Here is a 26,337-nt window from a genome sequence, read left to right on the forward strand (position 1 = left end):
GTGCGGGGGCGGCTGATGTATTTGAAGAACTTCCGCCGCCCCCGCACCGGCCCGACCCCGAGACGCTTCGGTTCATGGCGGATGCATTTGAACGCTTCAGGAATCCGCCAACGCGCAAACCGCCGCGCCAGTGGTCCTTCGCGGGAGCATGGCGGAATCCCTGGTTTACCGGTGAGTATTGGCCGTTTCCTGCGGCCTCTGAATAAAACCCTGTCCTTCCATCACGGCACGTCGAAAACAGTCCGCCATGATTCGTGTTGCCGCTCCCGACGCGAAGCTGGAAGGGATTCCAAAGGGAGGAACTCCCTTTGGCCGCCGGAGGCCCCTCCCCCTCCCCACTTTCTCTACCCCAACAAAAACGGGACGGCCCATCAGGCCCGCCCCGTCATCGTTCACAGCGTTTCGTCAGTCCGCTATCCCGCGAACTCCGCGAGAACGCTCTCGATCACGTACTCCACCTCGGCGTCCGACATCTTCGGGTAGAACGGGATGGAGATGGTCCTGTCGCCGATGGCTTCGGCGTTGGGGAAGTCTCCGCGCTTGAAGCCGAAGGTCTCCTTGAACCAGGTCAGGTTGTGGATGGCCCGGAAGTTCACGGCCACGCCCACGCCGCGCTGCTGCAGCCCGTGGAGGATCTGGTCGCGCCGCTCCGGCTCCGCCCAGACGGTGTAGAGGTGGTGCCCGCTCTTGCCGACCACTTTGGGGCGGTGCACCTTGCCCTCGAAGGCGGCCTCGTAGCGCTTGAAAATCTCGTTCCGCCTGGCCCAGAGTCCGTCGAGGCGGTCCAGCTGGTTGACCAGCAGGGCGGAGTGGATGTCGTCCAGGTTGCACTTCCAGCCCAGGCGCAGCATGTCCCAGTGCTGGTAGGCCCCGTGATAGCGCCCGGCGGCGTTCTTGCTCATGCCGTGCAGTGTGAGCAGCTTGACGTCGCGGGCCAGCTCCTCGTGGCGGGTGATGACCGCGCCGCCCTCGCCGCAGGCCAGGTTCTTGGTGGCGTAGAAGCTGTAGCAGGCCGCGTCGGAGAGGTGCCCAGGGCGCACGCCGTCGCGCTCGCCCTCCACGCAGTGGGCGCAGTCCTCGATGATGCGCAGGTTGTGCCGGTCGGCGATGGCGCGCAGGGCGGGCATGTCGCACATGACGCCGTAGAGGTGCACCGGGATGATGGCCTTGGTGCGCGGGGTGATGGCGGCCTCCACGGCGGCGGGGTCGATGCAGCCGGTGGCGGCGTCCACGTCCACGAGCACGGGCTTGGCCCGGGCGTGCTCAACGCAGGTGGCCGAGGCGATGAAGGTCAGGGGGGTGGTGATGACCTCGTCCCCGGGGCCGATGCCCAGGGCCTCCAGGGCCAGGTGCATGGCCGCCGTGCAGGAGTTCACGCAGACCACGTGGGGCACGCCGGTGTAGGCGGCGAACTTGCGCTCGAACTCGGCGGTGACCGGGCCTGTGGTCAGGAACACGGAGCCGAGCACGGAGACGACCTTGTCGATATCCGCCTGGTCCAGGGCGTGGCGGTAGAATTCAACCTTCATGGCTGTCCTCGCGGGTGGGGGGTGGCGGGCTCAGGGTCTGAAAGAGGCCACGGCCTCGATGACCTCGTCCTGGCTTGCCTCGTCCAGGTCGTTGTAGAAGGGCAGGCGCAGCAGGCGGTCCGAGAGGTCCTCGGCCACGGGGCACTGCCCGGGGCGGCCGCCGAAGCTGCGACCCATGGGGGAAAGGTGCAGGGGCACGTAGTGGAATACGGCCAGGATGGACTTGGCCTTCAGCTCCCCGATGAGGCGCTGGCGGCTCTCCAGCGAGGGCATGAGCATGTGGAACATGTGGTAGGACTGGCCGCAGTGCTCCGGGATGGAGGGCAGGCGCACGCCGTTTGACGCGGCCCAGTCCGCCAGGCCCGCCTGGTAGCGCTCCCAGATGGCGCGGCGCTTGGCCTGGATCCGCTCGCGCTGCTCCAACTGGGCGTAGAGGAAGGCGGCCAGCACCTCGGAGGGCAGGTAGCTGGAGCCCAGGTCCACCCAGGTGTACTTGTCCACCTCGCCCCGGAAGAAGCTGGAGCGGTTGGTGCCCTTCTCGCGGATGATCTCGGCCCGGGCGGCCAGCTCGGCGTCGTTGACGACCAGCGCGCCGCCCTCGCCGCAGGTGAAGTTCTTGGTCTCGTGGAAGCTCTGGGTGGCCAGGGCCCCGAAGCTGCCCAGAGGCCTGCCCTTGTAGGTGCCGAACAGGCCGTGGGCGTTGTCCTCCACCAGGGCCGCGCCGCGCGGGGCGGTGAGCTCCAGGATGCGGTCCATCTCGCAGCCCACCCCGGCGTAGTGAACGGCCACCACGGCCCTGGTGGCCGGGGTCAGCAGGCCCTCCAGGGCGTTCTCGTCCAGGTTCAGGGTGTCCGGGCGGATGTCGGCGAAAACGGGCTTGGCCCCGCGCAGGATGAAGGCGTTCACCGAGGAGACGAAGGTGAACGAGGGCACCACCACCTCCTGGCCCGGTTCCAGGCGCAGGAGCAAGGCCGCCATCTCCAGGGCGTGCGTGCAGGAGGTGGTCAGCAGCACCTTGGCGGCTCCGAGCTCGCGCTCAAGAAGCTCGTGGCACTTGCGGCTGAAGAGCCCGTCGCCGGAGATCTTGCCGCTGGCCAGTGCTTCGATGATGTGCTGCTGCTCGGCCCCGGCGAAACAGGGGCGGTTGAAGGGGATGCGGTAGTTCATCACTGCTTGGGGCGCTCCGGAAAATTCAGGCGCTGGGCCTCGGTGTAGACGGGCTTATCCATGAGGCGCAGGTACATGCGGGCGAAATATTCCCCGATGATGCCCAGCGCGAAGAGCTGCGCACCGGAAAATATGCAGATGATCGAAGCCAGGAAGGGGAATCCCTGCATGGTGGTGCCCTGGATCAGGTAGCGCCCGAGCACGAAGGCCAGCAGCCCAACGCCCGCCAGGGTCAGCACGAAGCCCACCAGGCTGGCCAGCTGCAGGGGCAGCACCGTGTAGCCGGTGATCATGTTCACGGCGTGGATGAGCAGCTTGCGCAGGTTGTAGCCCGAAACTCCCTCGCGCCGGGGCTCGTGGCGCACCTGCACCGCGCCGAAACGCGTGGTGCCCCAGGAGAGCATCACATCGATGTTGGGCAGGGGGTTGCGGCAGTCCGCGAAGGCGTCGCGAAGCTCGGTGCGGAACACGCGGAAGGCCGAGACGCTCTGGGCCGCGGCCACGCCCATGGCCTGCTGGAGCACCCGCTTGGTCAACCGGGAGGCCAGATTGCGCAGCAGGCCGTGCTGCTCCTGGGCGCAGGCCCCGTAGACCACGGCGTGGCCCTTGGCGAACTCCTCCAGGAGCCGGGGGATCTCCTCCGGGGGGTGCTGCAGGTCGTCGTCCATGGTGACGATGACCGGGTACGTGGCCGCGCGGATGCCGCAGAGCAGCGCGTTGTGCTGGCCCTGGTTGCGCATCATGCGGATGGCCTTGCAGCGCGGGTCGGCGGCGGCCAGCTCCTCCAGGACGCTCCAGCTGCCGTCCGGGCTGGCGTCGTCCACGAAGACGACCTCGAAGCTCCCCGCGCAGATGTCCAGCACGGCGCGCAAGCGCTCCCACAGGGCGGGAAGGGTGGCGCGGCCGTTGTACACGGGGATGACGACGGAAATATCCAGCATGGACATGGGGCTTCCTAGCCGTTTTTACGCAGGATGAACAGCTTCTGCACCCCGTAGTCCCCCCAGGAGGGCAGCATCCCGGCAAGGCGGTTGACCTCGCTCAGGGGGTCGGCGGCCTTGACCAGGGACCCGGGCAGATGCTCCAGCAGCGGCTTGAGCACGCGTGTGAACAGGTAATAGGTGCTGGAGAACTCCAGCGCCTCCACCGTGACGCCCGGCCCCCAGTCCTTTGCGGCCAGGGTTTCGGCGTCCAGGTAGAGGTTGAAGGCGGGCATGGAGAGGGGCTTCTGGCCCAACTCCGCGCGCAGGCGGTTCAGGGCTTCGAGGCCCTGCAGGGTGGCCTCGGAGAGCAGCACCTCGCCCCCGGGGCGCGCCACGCGCAGGCACTCGCGGATGCCCTGCTCCTGGGCCTCGGGGTTCTGCAGGTTGATGACCACCCGGGTGGTGATGACCGTATCGAAGCTGTCGCTCTCGAAGGGCAGCGCGCGGATGTCGCCGGTCTCGAAGCTGACGCGGCCGCGCAGGCCGGAGGCGGCCTCGCGCAGGTGCTCACGGGCGGCCTCGATCATCTCGGGCACGTAGTCCATGCCGGTGATGTCGATGTCGATGGCCTGCGCGTAGGACAGGGTGGCGTGCCCGTTGGAGCAGCCGATGTCCAGCACCCGGGAGCCCGTGCGCAGGCGCGGTGCGATGACCCGCTTCTCGATCTCGATGGCGTTGGCGTCGGACCAGGAGGCGCAGTGCGACGCGCCGTGGCGCTTGGCCTGGCTCGTCCAATGCTCCTTGATGCCGGAATCTTCCAGTTTGGCCTTCATGGTTTCTCCAGCGGTCACGCGCCTTTGACGGCGGTGACGAAGAACCCGGACGCGATGCGCTCCGCGCCGGGCTGGCGCTCCAGCAGGCGGTCCAGGTGTTTGAGCGGAAAGAGGGCCAGCATGAGCCCCAGGGCCAGCAGGTCCCGGGCCTTGGCGTTGCCGAAGCTGAAAACGAGCGAGAGCCACTCCACGGTCATCCAGAGCCAGCAGGACGTGGGCCCTGCCCCGACGGCGACATCCACCCGCTCGAAATCCTTGAACAGCTCCAGCGCGCCGCTCTGCGTCCAGCGGTTGTAGTCCGAGGGGGCGGCGTGCAGGGGCTGGCCGAAGGGGATGAAGCAGCAGACGCGTCCGCCCGGCTTGAGCACGCGGCGCATCTGGGCCAGCACGGCCTGCGGGTCGGGTACGTGTTCCAGCATGGCCAGGTTGAAGAGGCAGTCCACGGAGGCGTCCGGGAAGGGCAGGTCCGCCGCGTCGGCGCAGATGTCCACGCAGTCGAAGGGCGTGATGTCCACGTTGATGATGTCCGGGCGGCCCGGCAGGCCCAGGGGGCCGCTACCCAGGTTGACCACGGTCATGGGCGGGGGGCACTCGGCCAGGGCCTTTGCCAGACCTTCCCGCATGGCACGGGAGACGAGCACCGGCGAGAAGGCCTCCACCAGGAAGCGGTAGAGCCTGGGCCAGCGTTTGAGGAAGCCCTGCAGGCCGCCCGCGAGGCCGCCGCCAGCACTCTTGGAGGCGGGCACCGCCTCCACGCAGTGGAAGACCCCGTCCACGAGGGTATAGGGCTTTGTGAGCAGGGAAAGGATGATCTCGTGCTTGGACATATAGGGTTGCGTGTCCTGGAGGGTTCCTGACGGAAGCTCGCCGCTTCTACTCCAAGGTCTGGGCGACCGCAAGGGCGGCGCTCCTGCCTCCATCCTGGCTCAATCTTGGCTCAATCGGCGAAGCGCAGGGCCGCCTGGCGGGCTCCGGCTGGCACCGGCACCGCCACCACCCCGGCCGGGCCGGGCTCGGGGCGCACGGGCTTGCCGTCCACCTCGGCCTTCCAGCGATGGTGCCAGGGCAGGGCGAAGAGCACCCGCCCGGGTGCGCCGGGCTCCAACTGCGCGAAGGACGCGGCAGCAGTAACGCTGGCCCGGGAGATCACCGGGGCGCCCGCCAGGGGCATGGGCCTGGCCTCGGCCTTGAGCAGGCGCACCGTGCCGCCCGCTTTTGCCGGGTTGAGCTCGTAATCCACATGGTCCCCGCCCTCGTAGGGCACGTGCAGCACCGTGGCTCCCGGCCCGGCCAGGTAGGAGCGCCGCGCCGGGCCGCCCGTGAGCACCACGTCCGCTGGGCCGTCCGACTCGATCTCCAGGCGCACCTCCACGGGGCCGCCGCCTGGGTTCTCCAGCAGCCGCCCGGCGCCCGGCAGCGGGCGCAGGCGCACAAGGCCCCGGGTGGCGGCCTGGGTCGTCCAGGGCGCGTCCGGCGCGAAGAAGGCCTGCCCGCCGTAGCCCGGATACAGGAACGCGGCGGGCTCGCCCTCCCCGCCCGCGATGCCGGGGATACCGGGGGCGGGCAGGCGCTCCAGGCCGTAGGGGCCCAGGGCGTTGTCACGGAACTCGCCGTCCTGCCGGGCGAAGACATACTTCACCCCCCACAGGGTCAGCGCCAGGGGACCCGCATGGTGCACGAACGCCGCCGGGGAGGAGGCGTGGCGCAGGCTGCCAGCCAGCGCCGCCGTGGGGTACGGCAGGAGCGTGCCGCCCGACTTGGCGAACAGATCGAGCGTGATCGGGTAAAAGCGGGTCGCTTGGTACTGCAGCACCTGGAAGCCCTGCTCCGGGTCGCTCCGGACCAGATCGCCCAGGGCCAGCTCTGCCTGGGCCTTTCCCGCTGGCGGGAGGGGCTGGCCTTCGCAGCGGTACACCCGGAAGACCTCGTCCTGGAACAAACCGATCTGGTCGCGTGGGAGCGTCCCGGCGCCGTCGAAGCTCGCCACCAGGCTGTAGCCGGGCACGTCCGGCGCGGGCTCGCCCAACTTGTCCGACACGGTGACCAGATAGCCGGGCCTGCGCTCCGCCAGCAATTCGAGTCGTACCCCCACCGCCACTACGGCCCAGCGGAAGGGGTCCACACGCAGGAACTGCGACACCGGTTGCCCCGAGTCGCCCAGGGGCACGCCCACGCTGGCACCTTGGGGCACGTTGCGCTCGATCCAGCCGTGGCAGAGCTGGCGGTTGGAGGGCGAGGTCACGAAACGCAGCGCCGCCAGGTCCGCATTCGCCAGGGGCAACAACACCGCCGCGGCCAGGACGGCCGTCATGCCCCGCCTAGCCAGATCCCGCCCCGCAAGCCGTTCCCCGAGACGTTCCTGGACCCAGCCCAGTCCGCAGGACAGCAGCAGCAGGCCCAAGGCCGAGGAGGTGTAATAGTAGTAGGTGATCTCCGCGAAGGTCCGCCCGGCGGCCACGGCCATGTAGCCCATCTGGAGCAGGCAGGCCGCCCAGAGCGCGGCCCAGGCCGTCACTGTGAAGCGTTTGCCTGCCCAGAGCAGCCCCGCGCCGACCAGTGCGGCCGGGTAGGCCCACTTCAGGACCGGGCCGAAGAATACGTCCAGGGTGAGGAGGTGGCGCAGGATCTGACCCAGGTTCCCGCTCTGGGCCGCAGTTTCCTGGGCCTGGGGCGCGTGCATCACCTGCATGTAGCCGCCAAGCCAGCGCGCGATGTTGGCCAGCCCGAACAGCGGCAGCGGGTTGGCCGCCAGGAAGGCCGCGGCGCAGGCTGCGGCCGCCTGGGCCAGCCAGGGGAGCATGGGGGCGCCGTCCCTCCTGGCCCTGACCACGCCGAGCCAGAGCAGCACCCCGGCGAAGGGCACGCAGGTCAGCTTGATGGAGGCCGAGAGCCCCAGCAGCCCCCAGGCCGCCAGCAGGTTGCGCCGCCCGCCGTCCCGGAGGTGGTTCAGGGCGAAGTGCAGGCTCAAAATGCCCATGAGCAGGGCCGCGCTGTCCGGCTTGAGCCGCGTCTCGAACCCGGTGAGGAAGGGGGTCAGGGCCAGCAGCCAGGCCGCCCATATCCCCGCCGGGCGGGAGACGTGGCGCGAGAGCAGCAGCCAGCCCGCCAGTGGCAGCCACATGGTGAAGGCCAGCAGCTGGTACACGGCGAAGGCCTTGTAGGCGCGCTCCAGTTCCCGGGGGTAGAGCAGGTAGAGGGAGGGGTCCTCGAAGCGGGTGATGAGCCCCAGGCGGTCCAGGGCGGCCATGACCGGCCGTGCCGCGTGCAGCACCGGCCCGCCCACGCCGAACAGGTAGGAGAAGCGGTCCTCGTGCAGGGTGGAGTAGCCCAGGGCCGCGCGCAGCCCGATGACGCCGTCGTCCTCGAAGGTGTTGACGCGCAAGGGTTTGGAGGTGTTGAGCGGGTAGCCCTCGGGGTCGGCTGCGCCGCGCAGGCCCATGATGGCCGTGAGCTGCACGGCCAGCAGCAGGAGCACGGCCAGCAGCACCGCGACCGGCGGCCGCTGGGCCCCGCCCCCCTGGTCCGGGCCGCACCCGGGAGGACGGCGGCCGCTTGTCATGCTCTCCCCTCGGTGCGCCGAGTTCCTAGTGTCGCGTACGCGAAATTCGCCCATATGGTTCCGGTGCGCAACACACGAAAACCATTGAATTTAATCTTGAAAAACATGCCATGTTTTTCAAAATCGCGACACTAGCGCCCACGGGCCTGGTAGCGGTTGATCCTGCTTTCCAACCTGCGCGAGAACGCCGTGAGCACGTAGCAGATCACGAAGTAGAGCGCCGCGATGGCGATGAATATCTCCGAAGGGGCGTTCATGGTCCTGTTGTTGATCTGCGTGGCGGCCTTGGTCAGCTCGGTCACGCCGATGATGAAGCCCAGGGAGGTGTCCTTGGTGAGGGAGACGAACTGGTTCACGAAGGAGGGGATCATGTTGAACAGCGCCTGCGGCAGGATCACGTAGATCATGGCCTGCGTGTGGGAAAGCCCCGAGCCGCGCGCGGCCTCCATCTGGCCCTTGGGCAGCGAGAGCACGCCCGCGCGCACGATCTCCGCGATGTAGGCGCTGGTGAACACGATCAGCGCGATCATGGCGGCCTGCTCGCCCGGCAGGCTCTTGCCCATGACCACCGGGGCCAGGAAATAGAACCAGAAGATGACCATCAGGAGCGGCGTGCCGCGGATGATCTCGATGTAGACCAGCGCGGGCACGCGCAGCCACGCCCGCTTGGAGAGGCGGAACACCCCTATCAGCAGGCCCAGCCAGAACGCGCCGAAGATGCCCACCAGGGCCATGACGATGGAGAGGGCCAGACCGCCCAGGGGCCCCTTGGGGTAGGCCCCCAGGAGCAGGTAGCTCATGTTGTTCCAGACTACTTCCCAGTGCATGGCTTACCTTCCCAGGCGCAGCACGCGCACGTTGTAGATCTGGATTGCGGCCGAGACCAGCAGCGAGATGCTCAGGTAGATGAGCGTGGCCGCCGTGAAGGCCTCGAAGCCGTGGAACGTCTGGGACTCGATCTGGCGGGCCATGTAGGTCAGGTCCATGACGCCGATGGTCATCACCAGGGAGGAGTTCTTGATCAGGTTCAGAAACTGCGAAATCAGGGGCGGAATGATGATCCTGAAGGCCTGGGGCAGGATGACGTAGCCCATGGCCTGCAGGAAGGAGAGCCCGCAGGCGCGCGAGGCCTCCAACTGGGTCTTGGGGATGGCGAAGATGCCCGAGCGCAGGTCCTCCGCGATGAAGGCGGAGGTGTACACCGTGAGCGAGATAACGCCGGCGGCGAACTCGAAATCCTGGGCGTAGAGCCATTTGTTCCAGGCCACGGGCAGCACCGCGGCGGAACCGAAATACCAGAAGAATATCTGCACGAGCAGCGGCGTGTTTCTGAAGAACTCCGTGTAGGAGGCGCTGAGCCATTCGAGCGCCTTGACCTTGGTCAGGCGCATGACGCAGATGAGCGTGCCCATCCCCAGAGAAAGGACGATGGACAGCGCGGAAATCTTGAGGGTGGTGACGAGGCCCTCGACGAGCATGACGCCGTATTCCCCGCTGACCACGAGACCCCAATCGAATTGATACGCCAACGTGCTGCTCCTGTCGGGGCGGTGCGCCCCGGTCCCGCCCGGAGGCGGAGCCTCGCGCGGGGAAAGCCGGAGGGGCCTGGGCCCCCCCGGCGGTCAAGCGCCTGCTAGGGCCAGAGTTCCATGGTCCAGGTCAGGGGGATGTAGTACTTGGTGTCCTTGCCGAACCACTTGTTGTAGATCTGCTGGTACTTGCCCTCGGTCCACAGCTCCATCAGGGCGAAGTTGATGGCGTCGCGCAGCTTGGACTCGTTCTCGATGATGCCCAGGCCGTAAGGCTCGGCGGAAATGGCCTCGCCAACCACGGCGAAGTCGTCGGGCTTGTCGTCCTTGTTGCGCAGGCCGTGCAGGATGGCTTCGTCGGTGGTCACGGCCTCGACCTTGCCCTGCTTGAGGGCCAGGAAGGCCTCGGGGTAGGTCTCGAAGGAGATGATGGTGGCCTGGGGCTGGGCGGCCTTGGCGTTCTTCTCGGAGGTGGAGCCCTTGGCGGAGCCGATCTTCTTGCCGGCCAGGTCCTTCACGGACTTGATGCCGCCGTCCTTCCTCACCAGGAGCTTCTGATCCGTGGAGAAGTAGGTGATGGAGTAGTCGATGGTCTTATCGCGCTCGCGGGAGTGGGTCATGGTGGCGGCCACCACGTCGATCTCACCCTGGCTGAGCATGGGGATGCGGGTGGAGGAGGTGACGGGCTTGATCTCGAGCTTCACGCCCATCTTCTCGGCTATGGCGGCCATCAGGTCGATCTCGAAGCCCACGATCTGCTTGCTGGCCTCGTCCACGTAGCCGAAGGGGGGCTGGGAGTCCTTCACGCCGGCGACCAGGACACCCTTCTTCTTGATGTCCTCGAACTTGTTGGCCAACGCCGGAAGGGCGGACAAGGCCAGGACCAGGATGGCCGTAACAGCAACGGCAAAACGCTTCATCGTCGAACCTCCTCGCGGTTGCAGGTTGGGCTAGAGGATTTCCTTCAGGAAAGCGCGGGTGCGCTCGTGTTTCGGGTTCTTGAAGAACTCGCTGGGCGGCCCTTCCTCGATGATCTCGCCGCCGTCCATGAAGATGACCCTGTCGGCCACCTCGCGGGCGAAGCCCATTTCGTGGGTGACGCAGAGCATGGTCATGCCGTCGCGGGCCAGGTCCTTCATGACGTTGAGGACTTCGTTGATCATCTCCGGGTCCAGCGCGGAGGTGGGTTCGTCGAAGAGCATCACCTTGGGGCGCATGGCCAGGGCGCGGGCGATGGCCACGCGCTGCTGCTGGCCGCCGGAGAGCTCGGCCGGATATTTGTATGCCTGGTCGTGGATGCCCACGCGCTCAAGCAGGTCCAGGGCCAGGCGTTCTGCGTCGGCCTTGTCCATCTTGCGCACCTTGATGGGCGCCAGGGTGACGTTCCTCAGCACGGAGAGGTGCGGATAGAGGTTGAACTGCTGGAAGACGATGCCGATCTCGGAGCGAAGCAGGTTGACGTCCACCGAGGAGTCGTGGATGTCGCGGCCGTCGAAGAGGATGGTGCCGCGCTGGTATTCCTCCAGGCGGTTGACGCAGCGGATCAGGGTGGATTTGCCCGAGCCCGACGGCCCGCAGATGACCAGCACCTCGCCCTGTTCCACGGCTTCCTCGATGCCCTTGAGCACGTGGAAATCCCCGTACCATTTGTGCACGTCCTTGAATTCGATCATGGGCATCAGGTTCGTTCCTCCAGCAAAAATAAACACAATCGACAAACTCGGCAGATTACCCGGAAATCCCGCCATGTCAAGGCTGGCCTTCCCTCCGGGACTCTCAGCCCCCCTCCTGGGACGCGCACAACCCCATCTCCGCCTCAGGGCAACCCAGGCGGACCAGCACGGCCCGTTGCGGCCCGTCCGTGCGGCCCGCTCCGAGCGCAACGCCAGAGAGCGCCAGCCCCGCATGGGCGCAGATCATGGCCAGTTGGGACCGAACAGCCCCGTCCGGCCCCCCGCACACCACCCGCGACGCGCCCGGGGCTTCGGCCACCACCGCCAGCATCCGCTCGCCCAAGTGCAGGGTGTAGCGCAGCACGCCGCCCCCCTTCAGCGGAACCTCGCTGGCATAGGAGTAGCCCATGCCTGCCAGCTCGTCCTGGGCAAGCCCCCCAATGGCCTTGAGCGGACAGCCCACGAACCTGGGGAAGGCTCGCTCCAGGGCCTCCACCAGCCTGCGAACGGCCCGGCCCTCCCCCCGGGGGCCGAGCACCGCGTCCAGCTCCTTGTGGCGGGCCTCCTCCTGGCGGGAGTATTCCTCAAGCACGAGGCAGAACTGCTCGCTGCTCAGGGTGCCCTGCGTCAACAGGGCCTCGCCCAGGTGCACCTGGTGCACATGCTGGCGGAAGAGCAGGTCGTCCATATCCCCGCGGGTGACGCCCCCCCCGGCCACGGCAAGCTCGCCGAAGCTCAGGTCGGCCTCGCGCTGGGCCGCGAGGATGGAGCGCACCTGCTCCGGCGTGAGCAGCCCCGCTTCCTCGGCCAGGTCACCCAGTCTGCGGTTGGCCTCCATCTGCAGGGCGATGGCCTGGTCAAGCTGGTTTTGCGTCACCAGCCCCTGCTTCAGCAGGTAATGCCCCAGGAACAGCTGGCTCATCCCTCACCCCGTTTGGCGGCTGCGGTCTCGAAGCTGGAGAGCTCCAGGCCGGTGACGGCGATGGTCTCCAAGGCTTTCTCCCGGATGTGGTCCGCGAACAAACGGGCTTCCGGGAAGTCCCGCTGGCGTTTGAGGGCCTGGTCCAGCATGCGCCTGGCGGCCCGGAGCCGGCCCATCTCGTAGAGGGTCCTGGCCAGGTTGTAGTAGAGGTTCTGGTCGTCCCGGCTCAGACGCAGGGCCTTGCAGTAGTGGAGCATGGCCTGCTTGAGCATGCCCGCCTTGCGCAGCTTGATGCCGAATTCGTTGAAGAGGTGCTTGTGCTCGGGGGCGGTCGCGCCCGAGAGGCGGGATATGCGCCTGAACACCAGGAGCGCGCCTTCCTTCTCGCCCCGGTCCAGATAGGTCAGGCCCAGGCCGAAGCTGGCCCGCACGTGGTGCTCGTCCAGGCGCAGAGCGTTCTTGAACTCGAACTCGGCGGAAAAGAGCGCCCCGTCGTCGCGCAGCTTCTCGGCCTGGTCCACCGTCTTCTCCAGTGAGGCCAGGGCCGGGAGCATGTGCTCCAGGTAGATGTCCGGCGCGGGGATGAAGGATTTGAACAGCGTCTCCCGGTCGATGACGCGCTTGCGCCCCAGGGGCACGTACTGCTGGGAGAGGGGCTGGCAGACGATATCACCCGTGGGGGACTCCTCCACGTAGACGTACACTGTCTGCTTCACCCGGCGCTTGGTGGCGCCGAAGCCCACCACGGTCACGCTCTCGGTGGAGAATACGCCCTTGATGGCCTGCCCGGACTGCTTGTGGGTGTCGACGGTCATCGTGCCCGGTGTCTAGCAAATTACCCATCAACCGTCCACGCGCGCGTACGCCTGACCGAATTTGCTGATGACCACGGGGCTTCGATGGGCTAAAGACCGCTTCCATGAAGAGCGACCTCGAATCCCTGCGCATCAGGCGCGGCGCGGAGGACGCCCCCGCAGGCGGCGGCCGCCGCTGGCGGCCCGGCGCCAAGACATGGCTCGCCGCCCTGGCCTTGCTAGCCCTGGCCCTGTGGTGGCTGACGCCCCGCACCACCCAGGTTGAAACGGTCCAGGCCGTGCTGGTGCACCCCACCCGCGCCCTGACCCTGGTGAACGCCACAGGCTACGTGGTGGCGGACCGCAAGTCCGCCGTGGCCTCCAAGATCACCAGCCGGCTGGTCTGGCTGGGCGTGGAGGAAGGCAGCCGCGTACGCAAGGGGGACGTGATCGCCCGGCTGGAGGGCGAGGACGTCGCCGCCGCGCTCAAGCAGGCCGAGGCCGACCTGTCCGCCGCCCGCTTCATGGTGGATCAGACAAAAGCCGAGCTCGACGACGCCACCCTGAACCACGACCGCTTCCGCGAGTTGGACAAGCGCAAGGTGGTGGCCCGCTCCGAGTACGACCAGGCCGTGGCCCGCTTCCGCAAGGCCCAGGCCGCCCATGAGAACGCCGTGCGCCTTGTGGCCGCCCGCAAGGCCGGCCTGGAGCTGGCCAAGGCCAACCTGGAGTACACCGTGGTGCGCGCGCCCTTCGACGCCGTGGTGCTCACCAAGAGCGCGGACGTGGGCGACATCGTGACCCCGCTCTCGGCCTCGACCACGTCCAAGGCCTCGGTGGTCACCCTGGCGGACCTGGGCTCCCTGCAGATCGAGGCCGACGTCTCGGAATCGAACCTGGCCAAGGTGCGCCAGGGCCAGCCCGTGGAGATCATGCTCGACGCCTACGGCGAGGAGCGCTTCCCCGGCCGCGTGCACATGATCGTGCCCACGGCGGACAAGTCCAAGGCCACGGTGATGGTCAAGGTGCGCTTCGACGAACTGGACCAGCGCATCCTGCCGCAGATGAGCGCCAAGGTGGCCTTCCTGGAGCGCTCCCCCACCGCACAGGAGACGGCCCCGCGCCTGGCCGTACCCCTGCGCGCCGTGACCGGGCCGGACAACGCCAAGGCCGTGTTCCTGGTCAAGGACGGCAAGGCCCGCCTGACCCCCGTGACCCTGGGCATGAAACTGGGCGACATGGTGGAGATCACCTCGGGGCTCGCGTCCGGCGACAAGGTGGTGCTCTCCCCGCCCGACACCCTCAAGGACGGCGGCCGCGTGGAGGCCGCCGTGAAATGAGCTCCGGCCCCCTGATCGAGATCCGCCGCCTGTACAAGTCCTACACGCGAGGCGGCCAGACCATCCCCGTGCTCACGGACGTCTCCTTCGAGATCGGGCGCGGGGAGTTCCTGGCCCTCATGGGCCCCTCGGGCTCGGGCAAGTCCACCCTGCTCAACTGCCTGGCGGGCATCGACCGGGTGGACTCCGGCGAGATCGTGGTCAACGGGCAGGACATCACCCTGCTGGGCGAGACCGACCTAGCCGCCTGGCGCAGCCGCAGCGTGGGCTTCATCTTCCAGTTCTACAACCTGATCCCCGTGCTCACCGCCCAGGAGAACGTGGAGCTGCCCCTGCTGCTCACGGACCTCTCCCGCCGGGAACGCCGCGAGCACGCCGCCGCGGCCCTGGCCGCGGTGGGCCTCTCCGACCGCAGCGACCACTACCCGGCCCAGCTCTCCGGCGGGCAGCAGCAGCGCGTGGCCATCGCCCGGGCCGTGGTCACCGACCCCGACATCCTTGTGGCCGACGAACCCACCGGCGACCTGGACCGCGCCTCCGCCGAGGAGATCCTCACCCTGATGAACCGCCTGAACCAGGAGCTGGAAAAGACCATCATCATGGTCACGCACGACCCGCGCGCCGCCCAGGAGGCCCACGTGCTGCGCCACCTGGACAAGGGGGAGCTCTCCCGTGCTGCTGATACGCCTGGCCGTTAGAAACGCCTTCCGCCACCGGCTGCGCTCCGTGCTGACCATCCTGGGCGTGGCCGTGGCCATCCTGGCGTTCGGGCTGCTGCGCACCCTGGTGGACGCCTGGTACTCGGGCGTGGAGGCCAGCGCCGCGGACCGCCTTGTGACGCGCAACGCCATCTCCCTGACCTTCTCCCTGCCCCTGGCCTACCGCGAGAAGATCCGCGCCGTGCCCGGCGTCACCGAGGTCAGCCAGGGCAACTGGTTCGGCGGCATCTACGTGGACGAGAAGAACTTCTTCGCCAACTTCGCCTACGACATCCCCTCCCTGCTGGCCATCTACCCGGAACTCGCCGTACCGGACAAGGAGCAGCTCACCGCCCTGCTGCGCGACCGCAAGGGCGCCCTGGTGGGGGACAAGCTGGCCAAGCGCTTCGGCTGGAAGGTCGGGGACCCGGTCACCCTGCGCGGCACCATCTTCACCGGCGACTGGGACTTCACCATCCGCGCCATCTACAAGGCCACCCGCGCGGGGGTCGACGAGAGCCAGTTCTTCTTCCACTGGACCTACCTCGACGAGACCCTGCGCTCCACCATGCCCACCCGGGCGGGCTACGTGGGCTTCTACCTGGTGGGCATCGACGACCCCACCCGCTCGGCGGACATCTCCCGCGCCGTCGACGCCCAGTTCGCCAACTCCCTGGCCGAGACCCTCACCGAGACCGAGAAGGCCTTCCAGATGGGTTTCGTCTCCATGTCCTCGGCCATAATCCTGGCCATCAGGCTGGTGAGCTTCGTGGTGGTCCTCATCATCCTGGCGGTCTCGGCCAACACCATGGCCATGTCCGCACGGGAGCGCAGCGGGGAGTACGCCGTGCTCAAGACCCTGGGCTTCAGCTCCTCCACCCTGGCCCTGCTCATCGCGGGCGAGGCCCTGGCCCTCTCCGTAACCGGGGCGTGCCTGGGCCTGGCCCTGGTGCTGCCCTGCGCCGAGGCCGTGGGCGCCTTCATGACCGACTTCTTCCCCGTTTTCCTCGTCAGCGAACAGACCATCATCATGGGCCTGGTCGCCGGGGTGGCCGTGGGGCTGCTCTCCGCCGTGTACCCGGCTCTGTACGCGGCCCGGGTGGGCATCGCCCAGGCCTTGCGCAAGGTGGGCTGACGTGGCCATCCCCCTGAGCTACTCCTGGCGCAACCTGCTCACCCGGCGGGTGACAACCGTGCTCACCGCGGGCGGCATGGCCCTGGTGGTCTTCGTGTTCACGGCCACGCTCATGCTGGCCGAGGGCCTGCGGCAGACGCTCGTCTCCACCGGCAGCCCCGACAACGTGGTGGTGCTGCGCAAGAGCTCCGAGACGGAGGTGCAGTCCACCCTGGACCGGCAGGTCTCCAGCATCGCGGCAACCCAGCCGGAGCTGGCCACCGACTCCCAGGGGCGGACCATGGCCGCGCGCGAGGTGGTGGTGCTCTTCGTGCTGCCCAAGCGCAACGGCGAGAAGTCCAACGTGGTCATCCGGGGCATGGGGGAGACGTCGCTGGAGCTGCGGCCCCAGGTGCGCCTCATTGAGGGCAGGATGCCCGCGCCCGGCTCCACCGAGATCATGGTGGGCCAGAGCGTGCTCTCCAAGTTCGCGGGCGTGGGCCTGGGCCAGACCATGCGCTTCGGGCAGCGCCACTGGACCGTGGTGGGCGTGTTCGACGCGGGCAGGACGGGCTTCTCCTCCGAGATCTGGGGCGACGCCGAGCAGCTCATGCAGGCTTTCCGCCGCCAGGCCTTCTCCGTGGTGGTCGCAAAGCTGCGCGACCAGGACGCATTCGAGGCCTACAAGGCCCGCATCGAGGGCGACCCCAGGCTCCAGGCCGAGGTCAAGCGGGAGCGCCAATACTACGAGGACCAGTCCAAGGCCCTGTCGCGCTTCCTGAAGGTGCTGGGCGTCTCGCTCACGGGCATCTTCTCCGTGGGGGCCATGCTGGGCGCGAGCATCACCATGTACTCCTCCGTGGCCACCCGCACAGCCGAGATCGGCACGATGCGCGCACTGGGCTTCAGGCGCGGGGACATCCTGCTGGCCTTCCTGGCCGAGGCCCTGCTGCTGGGCGCCCTGGGCGGCGCGGCAGGGGTGGCGGCCTCGTCGCTGCTCGGATTTTTGACGTTTTCGACAACCAACTTCCAGACCTTCTCGGAGCTGGCCTTCGGCTTCACCCTCACCGGGGAGATCGCGGCAACCTCCGTGGGCTTCGCCCTGTTCATGGGCGTGGTGGGCGGGTTCCTGCCCGCGCTGCGCGCCTCGCGGCTGGTCATCGTGGAGGCGCTGCGCTCGGGGTGAAATTCGAGCAGAATGAGGGGCGGACAGGGGAGGATGACTTCGCAGAAACGAAAGGAGGATGAAGAAACTGAAGGAGGCCTCCGGCGGCCAAAAGAACTTAGTTCCTTTGGAATCCTCTATAGCTTCGCCCTTGTGACGGCGCACCTCCTTCTTCAGCCACGGGGGACTCACGGCATCCGGGTCTTGGGCTCCGCTTGACAGCCCGGACAGGCGGGACTAGTTTTTGAAAATGAGTTTCATTATCCACGTTTTCAACGAATCCTGGGCCGTCCTGCTGGAATCGGCTCCCTTCATGCTCTTCGGCTTTTTCCTGGCCGGGCTGCTCAAAGCCCTCGTGCCCCCGTCCCTGATGACCAAGCACCTGGGCGGCACAGGCCCCTGGCCCGTGCTCAAGGCCGCGCTGGTTGGCGTGCCAATCCCCCTGTGCTCCTGCGGTGTGCTGCCCGCGGCCGCCGGGTTGCGCGACGCCGGGGCCAGCAAGGGCGCGGCCACGGCCTTCATGATCTCCACCCCCGAGACAGGCGTGGACTCCATCGCCGTGAACTGGGCCCTGCTCGACCCGCTGATGACCGTCGTGCGCCCCGTTGCCGCCTTCGTCACCGGCGCCCTGGCCGGGGTTCTGGTGAACCGCTTCGCCCCGGATGAAACACCCGGCGGAGCAAGGCCCAAGCCGCTCATCCCCCTGGACGCCTTCGCCGCGCGCAAACCGCCGTTGCTCACCAGGCTGCGGGCCGGACTCGCCTACTCCTTCGGGGAGATGCTTGCCGGCATCGGCCGCTGGTTCCTGCTGGGGGTGCTGGTGGCGGGCCTCATCGGCGCGCTCCTGCCCGCCGACGGCCTTGAGCGCGCCCTGGGCACCGGGCTGTGGCCCATGCTGGCCATGCTGGCCCTGGGCATTCCGCTCTATGTCTGCGCCACCGCCTCCACGCCCATCGCCGCCGCCCTGGCCATGAAGGGGCTCTCCCCCGGCGCGGCCCTGGTCTTCCTGCTGGCCGGACCGGCCACCAACGCGGCCGGGATCACCGTGGTGGCCCGCATGCTGGGGCTGCGCGCCACGGGCATCTACCTGGCCTGCATCGCGGGCTGCTCGCTGCTGTTCGGCCTGGCCGTGGACGCCCTCTATCTGGGCCTCGGGCTGGGTGTCTCCGGCTGGGTTCACGCTTCCGTGGAGGAGGCCGCAGGCTGGTTCGCGTACGCCTGCGCCGCGCTGCTGCTGGGCCTGGTGGCCCGGCAGGAGATCAAAAAACTGCGGCCGGGAGGACGCGCCCCCCGGCCGTGCTGAGAATACCCTGGAAGGTTCGTTATTCCTCGGTCTGCCCGATGGTGCGCACGCAGAGCAGCTTTTCCCAGTCATAGTAGGTGTTGATGGACTCGGCGCCGCTCTTCTCGGTCACGCGCAGGAAATCCTCGCCCAGGAAAAGCACGGCGCCTTCGTAGACCTTGCCTTCGTTGATCTGGATCTTCAGGCCCTTGCGCAGCTTGCGGGACAGGGTCCCGTGGACGGGCATGGAGGCATATTCGAAAACTTTTTCCCATGTTGACTTGTTCATAAGAATTCTCCTTGAGGAATTGTTCTGGCTTTAGCCTAGCACGCGCCTGCCCAGGATGCACCTTAAATTTACATTTTTCGCAATTCAGCCCAGGCTCGGACTCAAACCCGCCGGGGATGGACTCCGGGCCGGATGTGGGATAAATGCCCCGCACATCGAACGCGCCAGCAAGGAGAGCACACATGGTACTTATGGAAACCTCCATGGGCCTGATCACCATCGAACTTTTCCCCGACAAGGCCCCCCAGACCGTGGCCAATTTCCTCAAGTACGTTGATGAGGGCTTCTACGAGGGCACCATCTTCCACCGGGTCATCCCCAACTTCATGATCCAGGGCGGCGGACTCTCCGCCACCATGAAGGAGAAGCAGACCCACGCCCCCGTGATCAACGAGGCCGACAACGGGCTCTCCAACGTGAAGGGCACCCTGGCCATGGCCCGCACCATGGACCCCCACAGCGCCACCGCGCAGTTCTTCATCAACGTCAACGACAACCTCTTCCTGGATCACAAGGGCAAGACCCCCGACGGATGGGGCTACTGCGTGTTCGGCAAGGTGGTCGACGGCATGGACGTGGTGGAGAAGATCAAGAAGGTCCGCACCCGCAGGGCCGGCTTCCACGACGACGTGCCAGTGGAGCCCGTGACCATCAACAGCGTGCTGCGCGAGGAATAGCCCCGCGTGGATCAAGATCGCATCGGGCGGGGCCGGGAACTCCTGGCCCGCCTGAACCCCGACAACGACCGCCTGCTCCGGGGCCTTCTCGACGACCTGGCCCCGGAAATGGTCGAGATGATCCAGGGCTTCTTCGGCGACGTCTACGCCCGCCCGGGCCTGCCCCTGCGCGAGCGCATGATCGTCACGCTGGCGGCCCTGGCCGCGCTGGGCCACGCCCAGCCCCAGCTCCAGGCCCACGTGCGCAACGCCCTGAACGCGGGGCTCACGCCCGAGGAAATCACGGAGATTTTCGTGCAGATATCCGGCTACGCCGGGTTCCCTGCCTCGCTCAACGCCCTGGCCACGGCCAAGGGCGTTTTCCAGCAGAACAAACGCTAAGCCCCAAGGCCACACCACCATGCCCAACGTGTACCTCATCGGCGCAGGCCCCGGCGACCCCGGACTTCTGACCGTCAAGGCCAAGGCCATCCTCGAGACCTGCGACGTGCTGGTCTACGACTACCTGGCCAACAAGGCCTTCCTGGACTACTGCCGCCCCGGCGCCGAGATCATCTACGTGGGCAAGAAGGGCGGGGACCACACCCTGCCCCAGGGCGAGATCAACAAGCTCCTGGTGGCCAAGGCCAAGGAGGGCAAGGTCGTGGCCCGGCTCAAGGGCGGCGACCCCTACGTGTTCGGGCGCGGCGCGGAAGAAGCCGAGGAGCTGCTTGAGGACGGCCTGACCTTCGAGGTCATCCCCGGCGTCACCAGCGCCGTGGCCGCCCCGGCCTACGCGGGCATCCCCATCACGCACCGCAAGTACGCCTCCTCCGTGAGCTTCATCACCGGCCACGAGGACCCCACCAAGGACGAATCCGCCCACAACTGGGACGCCCTGGCCAAGGCCGCGTCCACGCTGGTCTTCTTCATGGGCGTGAAGAACCTGGAGGACATCTCCCGCAGGCTGATCGAGGGCGGGCGCAGCCCCGAGACCCCGGCCGCCCTGGTTCGCTGGGGCACCACCTGCCGCCACCGCTCCATGGTCTCCACCCTGAAGGACATCCCCCGCGAGGCCCGCGAGAAGGGCTTCAAGGCCCCGTCTCTCTTGGTGGTGGGCGAGGTGGTGCAGCTGCACGACAAGCTCAACTGGTTCGAGCAGCGCCCCCTGCTGGGCAAGGGCGTGGTGGTCACCCGCTCGCGCGAGCAGGCCAGCGACCTGACCCGCGTGCTCAGCGACATGGGCGCCTGCACCTGGGAGTTCCCCACCATCGAGGTGGCCCCCCTGGCCGACACCACCCCGGTGCGCGAAGCCGTGGGCAACCTGGCCTGCTTCGACTGGCTGGTGTTCACCTCGGTGAACGGGGTCAAATATTTCTGGCACGAGATGCAAGCCATGGGTAAGGACGCCCGCGCCCTGGGCGGGCTCATGGTGGCGGCCATCGGCCCCGCCACGGCCCAGGCCCTGGCCGAGCGCGGCATCCGCGCCGACTTCGTGCCCGAGAAGTACGTGGCCGAGTCCGTGGTGGAGGGCCTCCTGGCCCTGCAGATCGGCGGCAAGCGCGTGCTCATCCCGCGCGCGCTCAAGGCCCGCGAAGTGCTGCCGGACGAGCTGTGCCGCGCCGGAGCCCAGGTGGAGGTGCTGCCGGTCTACGAGACCAAGCTGGCCAGCCACGATCCCGACGAGATCGTTGCCTCCATCGAGGAGGGCGAGATCCACTACCTGACCTTCACCAGCTCCTCCACGGTGGAGAACTTCTTCCAGATGATCCCGGCGGACCGCCTGGCCCCGCTGCGCGAACGCATCAAGATCGCCTGCATCGGGCCCATCACGGCCGCCACCCTGGCCAAGTACGGCTTCACGCCGGACATCCAGCCCGAGAGCTACACCATCCCGGCCTTGGCCCAGGCCGTGGCTGAAAGCGCCAAGGAATCCTGAGCGCCGTGACCCTTCCCATCGCCGTCCTGGTTTCCGGCTCCGGGTCGAACCTGCAGGCGCTCATCGAGCGCGTGCAGTCCGGAGCCCTGGACGCGCGCATCGCCCTGGTGCTCTCCAACCGGCAGGACTCCTACGCTTTGGAGCGCGCCCGCGCCCACGGCATCAAGGCCGTTGCCCTGCCGCACACGGCCTACCCCGACCGCCCGGCCTTCGACGCGGCCATGGTGGCCGCCATCCGCGAATCCGGGGCCGAGGCCGTGGTCATGGCCGGGTTCATGCGCCTGCTGACCCCTGTGTTCCTGCAGGCCTTCCCCGGCCGGATCATCAACATCCACCCCGCCCTGCTGCCCAGCTTCGCCGGGGCCCACGGCCAGCGCGACGCCGCCGACTACGGCGTGGCCATCTCCGGGGCCACAGTGCACTTCGTGGACGAGATCATGGACCACGGGCCAGTGGTCATCCAGGCCGCCGTGCCCGCCTACCCCGACGACGACGCCGCCAGCCTGGGCGAGCGCATCCTGGCCTTCGAGCACCGCATCCTGCCCCAGGCCGTGCAGTGGCTTGCCACCGGCAGGCTCAGCATCGAAGGCCGCAAGGTGCGGCTGCGAGACGCGGGGCTGCCCAAGGCCGCCGTGGAAGGCGCGCTGGTCAACCCGCCGCTTGAGCAGGGGTTCTAGCAGTATTCCGAGGGGTGCGGGGCGCGCCCGCGCTTCGATCCAGTCTTGTGGGCTTGCTGGGCTCGCCCGATGGGCTCTCGTCCGTTCTGAAGCAATTTCCGCCGCCCGGCTAGGGCGCGTCCAAGGCCTGATCGAAGGACACCGCGATGCGTTGCCCAGCCACCACAGGCCCGTTGTCCTCCAACTTGAGCGAGTGGCAGTCGAAGTAGCGGACGCTCACTTCGTTGTCGCTCAGCCAGACCACCGACACACCCCAGTCCCCTTTCGCATTGCGGCGAGCCCCGTAGAGCCATCCGGCCTTCTCAAGGAAGTATGTGTCGCCGCTTTCCCCGATGCTGACCAGATAATTGTGCGAGGTTGTGGCGCCGCAATTCCTGACCGTGACGGTGGCTTTGTATTTTCCCGAGGGGGAGAGCGTCGTGGAGAATGCGTCGTCAGAACACAGGTTGAAATAAAGATACCCCGCCCCGGACAGCAGGAAGACCAGAAGAAAGCCCACCATCCAGGCTATGGCTCTGAGATCTTTTTTCGCCCTTTCGGTGAAACGCACAGCCCCTCTCATCTGTTCCAACATGTTCGTTGGCAGACACTTACTCGCCCCGCCTGCAATGACTGGCGTCCGTTGGTATGGAACATACACAGCCAGAGATCGGTATCCATCACACCCAATTATCGGCCACGTTTCTTCGAAGGCAGCCTCGCGCACCCGCTGTCTAGCGCGCCGACCCTTGACCACACAACGCAAAACACATAAATATTTGTGAAGCAGTATTCTGTGGAGCCGCTGGAATGGACCTCTTCAAAAATGCCGGTGACTACACGCGGCGCGCGTTTGTGGAAGACACCCTTGTGAACTGGCTCGTCTACACAGCATTATATTATATTTGCTTCAGATAGCCGTCATGAACAAATTGCTCTTGAAGATACTCTCCAATCTCATTGGGGTAGCCCTTGCTTTCGTGACTGTCTACTTCCTGAAGCTCACGGGATTGACTGGCTAGCCCTGCCTGAACAGCCAACACTGAAAACGGACTTCCACGCCAAGTTCTAGTCCTCCCCAACCTTCTGCGCCAGGCAGACCACGTACCCGTCCGGGTCGCGCACGTACCACTCCCTCATGCCGTAGAAGCTGGTCTCCGGTTCCTTGATGGTGGGCACGATGGACTGGATGCGCCGGTGCAGGCCCTCCAGATCCTCCACGACCACGTAGAGCGTCAACGTGCCGCCCGTTGGCCTGCCCGTGAGCAGGGGCAGCTCGCGCTCCAGGCTGTCGCGGCGGTTGACCATCACCGCCGCCGGGCCGGAGACGAACATGGCCCAGATCAGGTCCGCGCCGGGCATGCGCCCGTGGTACAGCTTGTGCTCCGCATCCACGCATTCGGCCACGCTGAAGCCCAGCAGCCCGACCCAGAAGTCGATGGAGCGGTTGACGTCCTCCACCATGAGGTTGGTGGTGATGGATTGAACCGCCATAAATCTATCCTCCGCTTAGAATTGAAAAAGGCCGGCAGCCGCTTGGATACGACTGCCGGCCAGGATATCACTGAATCGCGGCTGACCGCTAGGCCTTGCCCACCAGTTCCTTGAGCTTGGCCAGGGCGGCCTGGATGCCCGAGGCGTCGGTGCCACCGGCCTGGGCCATGTCCGGCCTGCCGCCGCCGGAGCCGCCCACCAGGGCGGCCACGTCCTTGATCAGGGTCTGGGCGGTGAACCTGGCGTGCAGGTCCTTGCTGACGGCCAGCACCAGGGCCACCTTGCCGTCCTCGCCCGCGCCGATGAGGCAGGCCACGCCCGAGGGCATCTTGGAGCGAACGTCGTCCATGGTGTCGCGCAGGGACTTCATGGTGGCGCCCTGCACCTCGGCGGCCAGCAGCTTCACGCCGCCCACCTCCTCCACGGAGTCCATGAGGTCGCGCCCCTGGCCCGAGGCCAGCTTGGCCTGGAGCTGCTCCTTGTCCTTGGTCAGGGCCTTGACCTGGGCCTGCATGGCCTTGAGGCGCTCCACCAGCTCGCCCGGGCGGGCGCGCAGCACGTCGGCGGCCTCGTCCAGCTCGCGCCTGGCGGCCTGCAGCTGGCCCAGCAGGTTCCAGCCCGTGGCGGCCTCGATGCGGCGCACGCCGGCGGCCACGCCGGTCTCGGAAACGATGGCGAACCCGCCCGCCTGACCCGTGGCCCGCAGGTGGGTGCCGCCGCACAGCTCCGTGGAGACGCCTGGCACCGAGACCACGGTGACCTCGTCGCCGTACTTCTCGCCGAAGAGGGCCATGGCCCCCTTGGCCTGGGCCTCCTGGTAGCCCATGACAGCGCGGTCAACCGCGATGTCGGCCAGGATGGCCTCGTTGACCTTGCGCTCGACCAGGGCGATTTCCTCGGGCGTCAGGGCGGAGATGTGGGTGAAGTCGAAGCGCAGCCTGTCCGGCCCCACCAGGGAGCCCGCCTGCTTCACGTGCTCGCCCAGCACCTCGCGCAGGGCGGCGTGCAGCAGATGGGTGGTGGTGTGGTTGCGGGCCGAGGCCAGGCGCTGGTCCTCGTCCACGATGAGCTTGGCCTCCTGGTCGAGCAGCAGCTCGCCCTCGTTGACGAACACGCGGTGCGTGGTCAGCTCGGGGCTGGGCTTGAGGGTGTCCAGCACGTCGGCGGAGCCGGTCATGGTCTCCACGCTGCCCTTGTCGCCCATCTGGCCGCCGGACTCGCCGTAGAAGGGGGTCAGCGCGAACACGGCGTAGCCGCCCTCGCCCTGGATGATGCGCTCGACGGGCAGGCCGTCCTCGCCCAGCAGGGCAATCACGCGGGACTCGGCCTCAAGCTGGCCGTAGCCCACGAAGCGGGACTTGAGCCCCGTCTCCAGGAGCTTCTTGAACTGCCCGGCCACGTCGGTCTCGCCGGAGCCCTTCCAGGCCTTCTTGGCGCGGGTCTTCTGCTCCTGCATGCAGGCGGTGTAGCCCGCCTCGTCCACGCCGAAGCCCTGCTTGCCCGCCACGTCGGTGATGATGTCCAGGGGGAAGCCGTAGGTGTCGTAGAGCTTGAAGGCGGCCTCGCCGGAGATGATGTTCACGTTGTTCTTGCGGGCGGCGGCCATCTCCTCCTCGAGGATCTCCAGGCCCTTGTCCAGCGTGGCGGAGAAGCGCTCCTCCTCCTCGCGGACCACGCGGGTCATGAAGTCCATGCCTTCCACGATTTCGGGGTACTGCACGCCCATGACGTCCACCACCACCGGGGCCACCCGGTGCAGGAAGGGGTCGCGCAGGCCCATGAGGCGGCCGAAGCGGAAGGCGCGGCGGATCAGGCGGCGCAGCACGTAGCCCCGGCCCTCGTTGGAGGGCAGGATGGAGTCCGCGATGAGGAAGGCCATGGCCCGGCTGTGGTCCGCGATGACGCGCAGGGCCGTGTCGCTCTCCTCGTCGGCGCGGTACTTCACGCCCGCCAGCTCGGCCGTGGCCGCGATGATGGGGCTGAACAGGTCGGAATCGAAGTTGGAGTACACGCCCTGGCACACGCCGGAGATGCGCTCCAGGCCCATGCCCGTGTCGATGGAGGGGCGCGGCAGGGGCACGCGCTGGCCGGGCTTGATCTGGTCGAACTGCATGAACACCAGGTTCCAGATCTCCAGGAAGCGGTCGCAGTCGCACTTGCCGATGCCGCACTCCGGGCCGCAGCTCATGTGCTCGCCCTGGTCGATGAGGATCTCGGAGCAGGGGCCGCAGGGGCCGGTGTCGCCCATGGACCAGAAGTTGTCCTTGTCGCCCAGGCGGATGATGCGCTTCTCGGGCACGTCGGCGATCTTGCGCCACAGGCCGTGGGCCTCGTCGTCGTCCAGGTAGACGGTGGCGTAGAGCTTCTCCTTGGGGAGCTTCATCTCCTCGGTGAGGAAGCCCCAGGCCAGGCGGATGGCCTCCTCCTTGAAGTAGTCGCCGAAGGAGAAGTTGCCCAGCATCTCGAAGAAGGTGTGGTGGCGGGCGGTGCGGCCCACGTTCTCCAGGTCGTTGTGCTTGCCGCCCACGCGCAGGCACTTCTGGGAGGTGGCGGCGCGGGTGTAGTCGCGCTTCTCCTGGCCCAGGAAGACCTTCTTGAACTGCACCATGCCCGCGTTGGTGAAGAGCAGGCTGGGGTCCTCCCTGGGCACCAGGGAGGAGCTGGCCACCTCGGTGTGGCCGTTGGCGACGAAGTAATCCAGGAATTTGCGACGGATTTCAGTGGCGCTGATCACGAAAGGTCTCCTTGGGAAAGCGGCGATGCCCGCGGACCTCC

Annotated in this window: 26 protein-coding genes; 10 read left to right on the forward strand and 16 right to left on the reverse strand. The window is 67.4% G+C overall.

Annotated elements, in window-relative coordinates:
* On the forward strand, positions 1 to 206 hold a 206-nt coding region (locus MLE18_RS11745; protein WP_243438991.1), incomplete at its 5' end, for a hypothetical protein.
* Positions 207 to 413: 207 nt separating this feature from the next.
* On the opposite strand, the gene MLE18_RS11750 is transcribed toward MLE18_RS11745, so the two are convergent.
* The 12 genes from MLE18_RS11750 to MLE18_RS11805 form a co-directional block, all read right to left on the reverse strand.
* Positions 414 to 1,529, reverse strand: coding sequence for a DegT/DnrJ/EryC1/StrS family aminotransferase (locus MLE18_RS11750; protein WP_243438992.1), 1,116 nt, complete (start codon positions 1,527 to 1,529; stop codon positions 414 to 416).
* Between the two features lie 30 nt (positions 1,530 to 1,559).
* Positions 1,560 to 2,696 (reverse strand): dTDP-4-amino-4,6-dideoxygalactose transaminase, encoded by a 1,137-nt coding sequence (gene rffA / locus MLE18_RS11755; protein ID WP_243438993.1) that lies wholly within the window; start codon positions 2,694 to 2,696, stop codon positions 1,560 to 1,562.
* Entirely contained in the window at positions 2,696 to 3,643 is a 948-nt protein-coding gene (locus MLE18_RS11760) for a glycosyltransferase family 2 protein (protein ID WP_243438994.1), read from the reverse strand. The genes rffA and MLE18_RS11760 overlap by 1 nt, the downstream gene beginning before the upstream one ends.
* 8 nt (positions 3,644 to 3,651) lie before the next feature.
* Positions 3,652 to 4,452, reverse strand: a complete 801-nt coding sequence (locus MLE18_RS11765; RefSeq protein WP_243438995.1) for a class I SAM-dependent methyltransferase — start codon at positions 4,450 to 4,452, stop codon at positions 3,652 to 3,654.
* 14 nt (positions 4,453 to 4,466) lie between these two features.
* On the reverse strand, positions 4,467 to 5,279 hold the full coding sequence (locus MLE18_RS11770) for a methyltransferase domain-containing protein (RefSeq protein ID WP_243438996.1): 813 nt from the start codon (positions 5,277 to 5,279) through the stop codon (positions 4,467 to 4,469).
* Positions 5,280 to 5,389: 110 nt separating this feature from the next.
* Positions 5,390 to 8,011, reverse strand: coding sequence for a hypothetical protein (locus tag MLE18_RS11775; RefSeq protein WP_243438997.1), 2,622 nt, complete (start codon positions 8,009 to 8,011; stop codon positions 5,390 to 5,392).
* A gap of 131 nt (positions 8,012 to 8,142) precedes the next feature.
* The gene (locus MLE18_RS11780) at positions 8,143 to 8,838 is read right to left on the reverse strand and encodes an amino acid ABC transporter permease (protein ID WP_243438998.1); all 696 of its coding nucleotides are present in this window, start codon (positions 8,836 to 8,838) and stop codon (positions 8,143 to 8,145) included.
* A gap of 3 nt (positions 8,839 to 8,841) precedes the next feature.
* Positions 8,842 to 9,540 (reverse strand): amino acid ABC transporter permease, encoded by a 699-nt coding sequence (locus MLE18_RS11785; protein WP_243438999.1) that lies wholly within the window; start codon positions 9,538 to 9,540, stop codon positions 8,842 to 8,844.
* Positions 9,541 to 9,644: 104 nt separating this feature from the next.
* Positions 9,645 to 10,460 carry an ABC transporter substrate-binding protein gene (locus MLE18_RS11790; protein ID WP_243439000.1) on the reverse strand — a complete coding sequence of 272 codons (816 nt, stop codon included), beginning with the start codon at positions 10,458 to 10,460 and terminating at the stop codon, positions 9,645 to 9,647.
* A gap of 30 nt (positions 10,461 to 10,490) precedes the next feature.
* Positions 10,491 to 11,219 carry an amino acid ABC transporter ATP-binding protein gene (locus MLE18_RS11795; protein WP_272881631.1) on the reverse strand — a complete coding sequence of 243 codons (729 nt, stop codon included), beginning with the start codon at positions 11,217 to 11,219 and terminating at the stop codon, positions 10,491 to 10,493.
* Positions 11,220 to 11,316: 97 nt separating this feature from the next.
* Positions 11,317 to 12,135 (reverse strand): cyclic di-GMP-binding domain-containing protein, MshE-related, encoded by an 819-nt coding sequence (locus MLE18_RS11800; RefSeq protein ID WP_243439001.1) that lies wholly within the window; start codon positions 12,133 to 12,135, stop codon positions 11,317 to 11,319.
* Entirely contained in the window at positions 12,132 to 12,950 is an 819-nt protein-coding gene (locus tag MLE18_RS11805) for a tetratricopeptide repeat protein (protein WP_243439002.1), read from the reverse strand. Before MLE18_RS11805 ends, MLE18_RS11800 begins: the two co-directional genes overlap by 4 nt.
* 104 nt (positions 12,951 to 13,054) lie before the next feature.
* Between MLE18_RS11805 and MLE18_RS11810 the strand changes: the two genes are divergently transcribed.
* The 5 genes from MLE18_RS11810 to MLE18_RS11830 all read left to right on the forward strand — a co-directional run bounded on the left by MLE18_RS11810 (position 13,055) and on the right by MLE18_RS11830 (position 18,549).
* Complete coding sequence (locus MLE18_RS11810) at positions 13,055 to 14,269, forward strand: efflux RND transporter periplasmic adaptor subunit (RefSeq protein ID WP_243439003.1); 1,215 nt, start codon at positions 13,055 to 13,057, stop codon at positions 14,267 to 14,269.
* Positions 14,266 to 14,967, forward strand: a complete 702-nt coding sequence (locus MLE18_RS11815; protein WP_243439004.1) for an ABC transporter ATP-binding protein — start codon at positions 14,266 to 14,268, stop codon at positions 14,965 to 14,967. Before MLE18_RS11810 ends, MLE18_RS11815 begins: the two co-directional genes overlap by 4 nt.
* Complete coding sequence (locus MLE18_RS11820) at positions 14,942 to 16,102, forward strand: ABC transporter permease (protein ID WP_243439005.1); 1,161 nt, start codon at positions 14,942 to 14,944, stop codon at positions 16,100 to 16,102. The genes MLE18_RS11815 and MLE18_RS11820 overlap by 26 nt, the downstream gene beginning before the upstream one ends.
* Before the next feature lies 1 nt (position 16,103).
* Positions 16,104 to 17,267, forward strand: a complete 1,164-nt coding sequence (locus MLE18_RS11825) for an ABC transporter permease (RefSeq protein WP_243439006.1) — start codon at positions 16,104 to 16,106, stop codon at positions 17,265 to 17,267.
* 229 nt (positions 17,268 to 17,496) lie between these two features.
* The gene (locus tag MLE18_RS11830) at positions 17,497 to 18,549 is read left to right on the forward strand and encodes a permease (RefSeq protein WP_243439007.1); all 1,053 of its coding nucleotides are present in this window, start codon (positions 17,497 to 17,499) and stop codon (positions 18,547 to 18,549) included.
* 19 nt (positions 18,550 to 18,568) lie between these two features.
* On the opposite strand, the gene MLE18_RS11835 is transcribed toward MLE18_RS11830, so the two are convergent.
* Positions 18,569 to 18,817 carry a hypothetical protein gene (locus MLE18_RS11835; protein WP_243439008.1) on the reverse strand — a complete coding sequence of 83 codons (249 nt, stop codon included), beginning with the start codon at positions 18,815 to 18,817 and terminating at the stop codon, positions 18,569 to 18,571.
* Positions 18,818 to 18,999: 182 nt separating this feature from the next.
* Here MLE18_RS11835 and MLE18_RS11840 point away from each other — a divergent pair, with 182 nt between their 5' ends.
* The 4 genes from MLE18_RS11840 to purN are packed head-to-tail and all read left to right on the forward strand — an operon-like array spanning position 19,000 to position 22,089.
* Complete coding sequence (locus MLE18_RS11840; protein WP_272881632.1) at positions 19,000 to 19,494, forward strand: peptidylprolyl isomerase; 495 nt, start codon at positions 19,000 to 19,002, stop codon at positions 19,492 to 19,494.
* A gap of 6 nt (positions 19,495 to 19,500) precedes the next feature.
* Positions 19,501 to 19,875, forward strand: coding sequence for a carboxymuconolactone decarboxylase family protein (locus tag MLE18_RS11845; protein WP_243439010.1), 375 nt, complete (start codon positions 19,501 to 19,503; stop codon positions 19,873 to 19,875).
* A 19-nt stretch (positions 19,876 to 19,894) separates the two neighbouring features.
* On the forward strand, positions 19,895 to 21,412 hold the full coding sequence (gene cobA / locus MLE18_RS11850; protein ID WP_243439011.1) for a uroporphyrinogen-III C-methyltransferase: 1,518 nt from the start codon (positions 19,895 to 19,897) through the stop codon (positions 21,410 to 21,412).
* Between the two features lie 5 nt (positions 21,413 to 21,417).
* Entirely contained in the window at positions 21,418 to 22,089 is a 672-nt protein-coding gene (purN, locus tag MLE18_RS11855) for a phosphoribosylglycinamide formyltransferase (RefSeq protein WP_243439012.1), read from the forward strand.
* Between the two features lie 109 nt (positions 22,090 to 22,198).
* On the opposite strand, the gene MLE18_RS11860 is transcribed toward purN, so the two are convergent.
* From MLE18_RS11860 to alaS, 3 genes are all read right to left on the reverse strand, one after another.
* Positions 22,199 to 22,639 carry a hypothetical protein gene (locus MLE18_RS11860; protein ID WP_243439013.1) on the reverse strand — a complete coding sequence of 147 codons (441 nt, stop codon included), beginning with the start codon at positions 22,637 to 22,639 and terminating at the stop codon, positions 22,199 to 22,201.
* Between the two features lie 497 nt (positions 22,640 to 23,136).
* Positions 23,137 to 23,562: a VOC family protein gene (locus MLE18_RS11865; RefSeq protein WP_243439014.1), complete on the reverse strand. Its 426-nt coding sequence runs from the start codon at positions 23,560 to 23,562 to the stop codon at positions 23,137 to 23,139.
* Positions 23,563 to 23,650: 88 nt separating this feature from the next.
* Positions 23,651 to 26,296 carry an alanine--tRNA ligase gene (alaS, locus tag MLE18_RS11870; protein ID WP_243439015.1) on the reverse strand — a complete coding sequence of 882 codons (2,646 nt, stop codon included), beginning with the start codon at positions 26,294 to 26,296 and terminating at the stop codon, positions 23,651 to 23,653.
* Positions 26,297 to 26,337 lie beyond the last annotated feature (41 nt).

Origin of the sequence: Fundidesulfovibrio soli (genome assembly GCF_022808695.1) — a bacterium.
GTDB classification, from domain to species: Bacteria; Desulfobacterota; Desulfovibrionia; order Desulfovibrionales; family Desulfovibrionaceae; genus Fundidesulfovibrio; species Fundidesulfovibrio soli.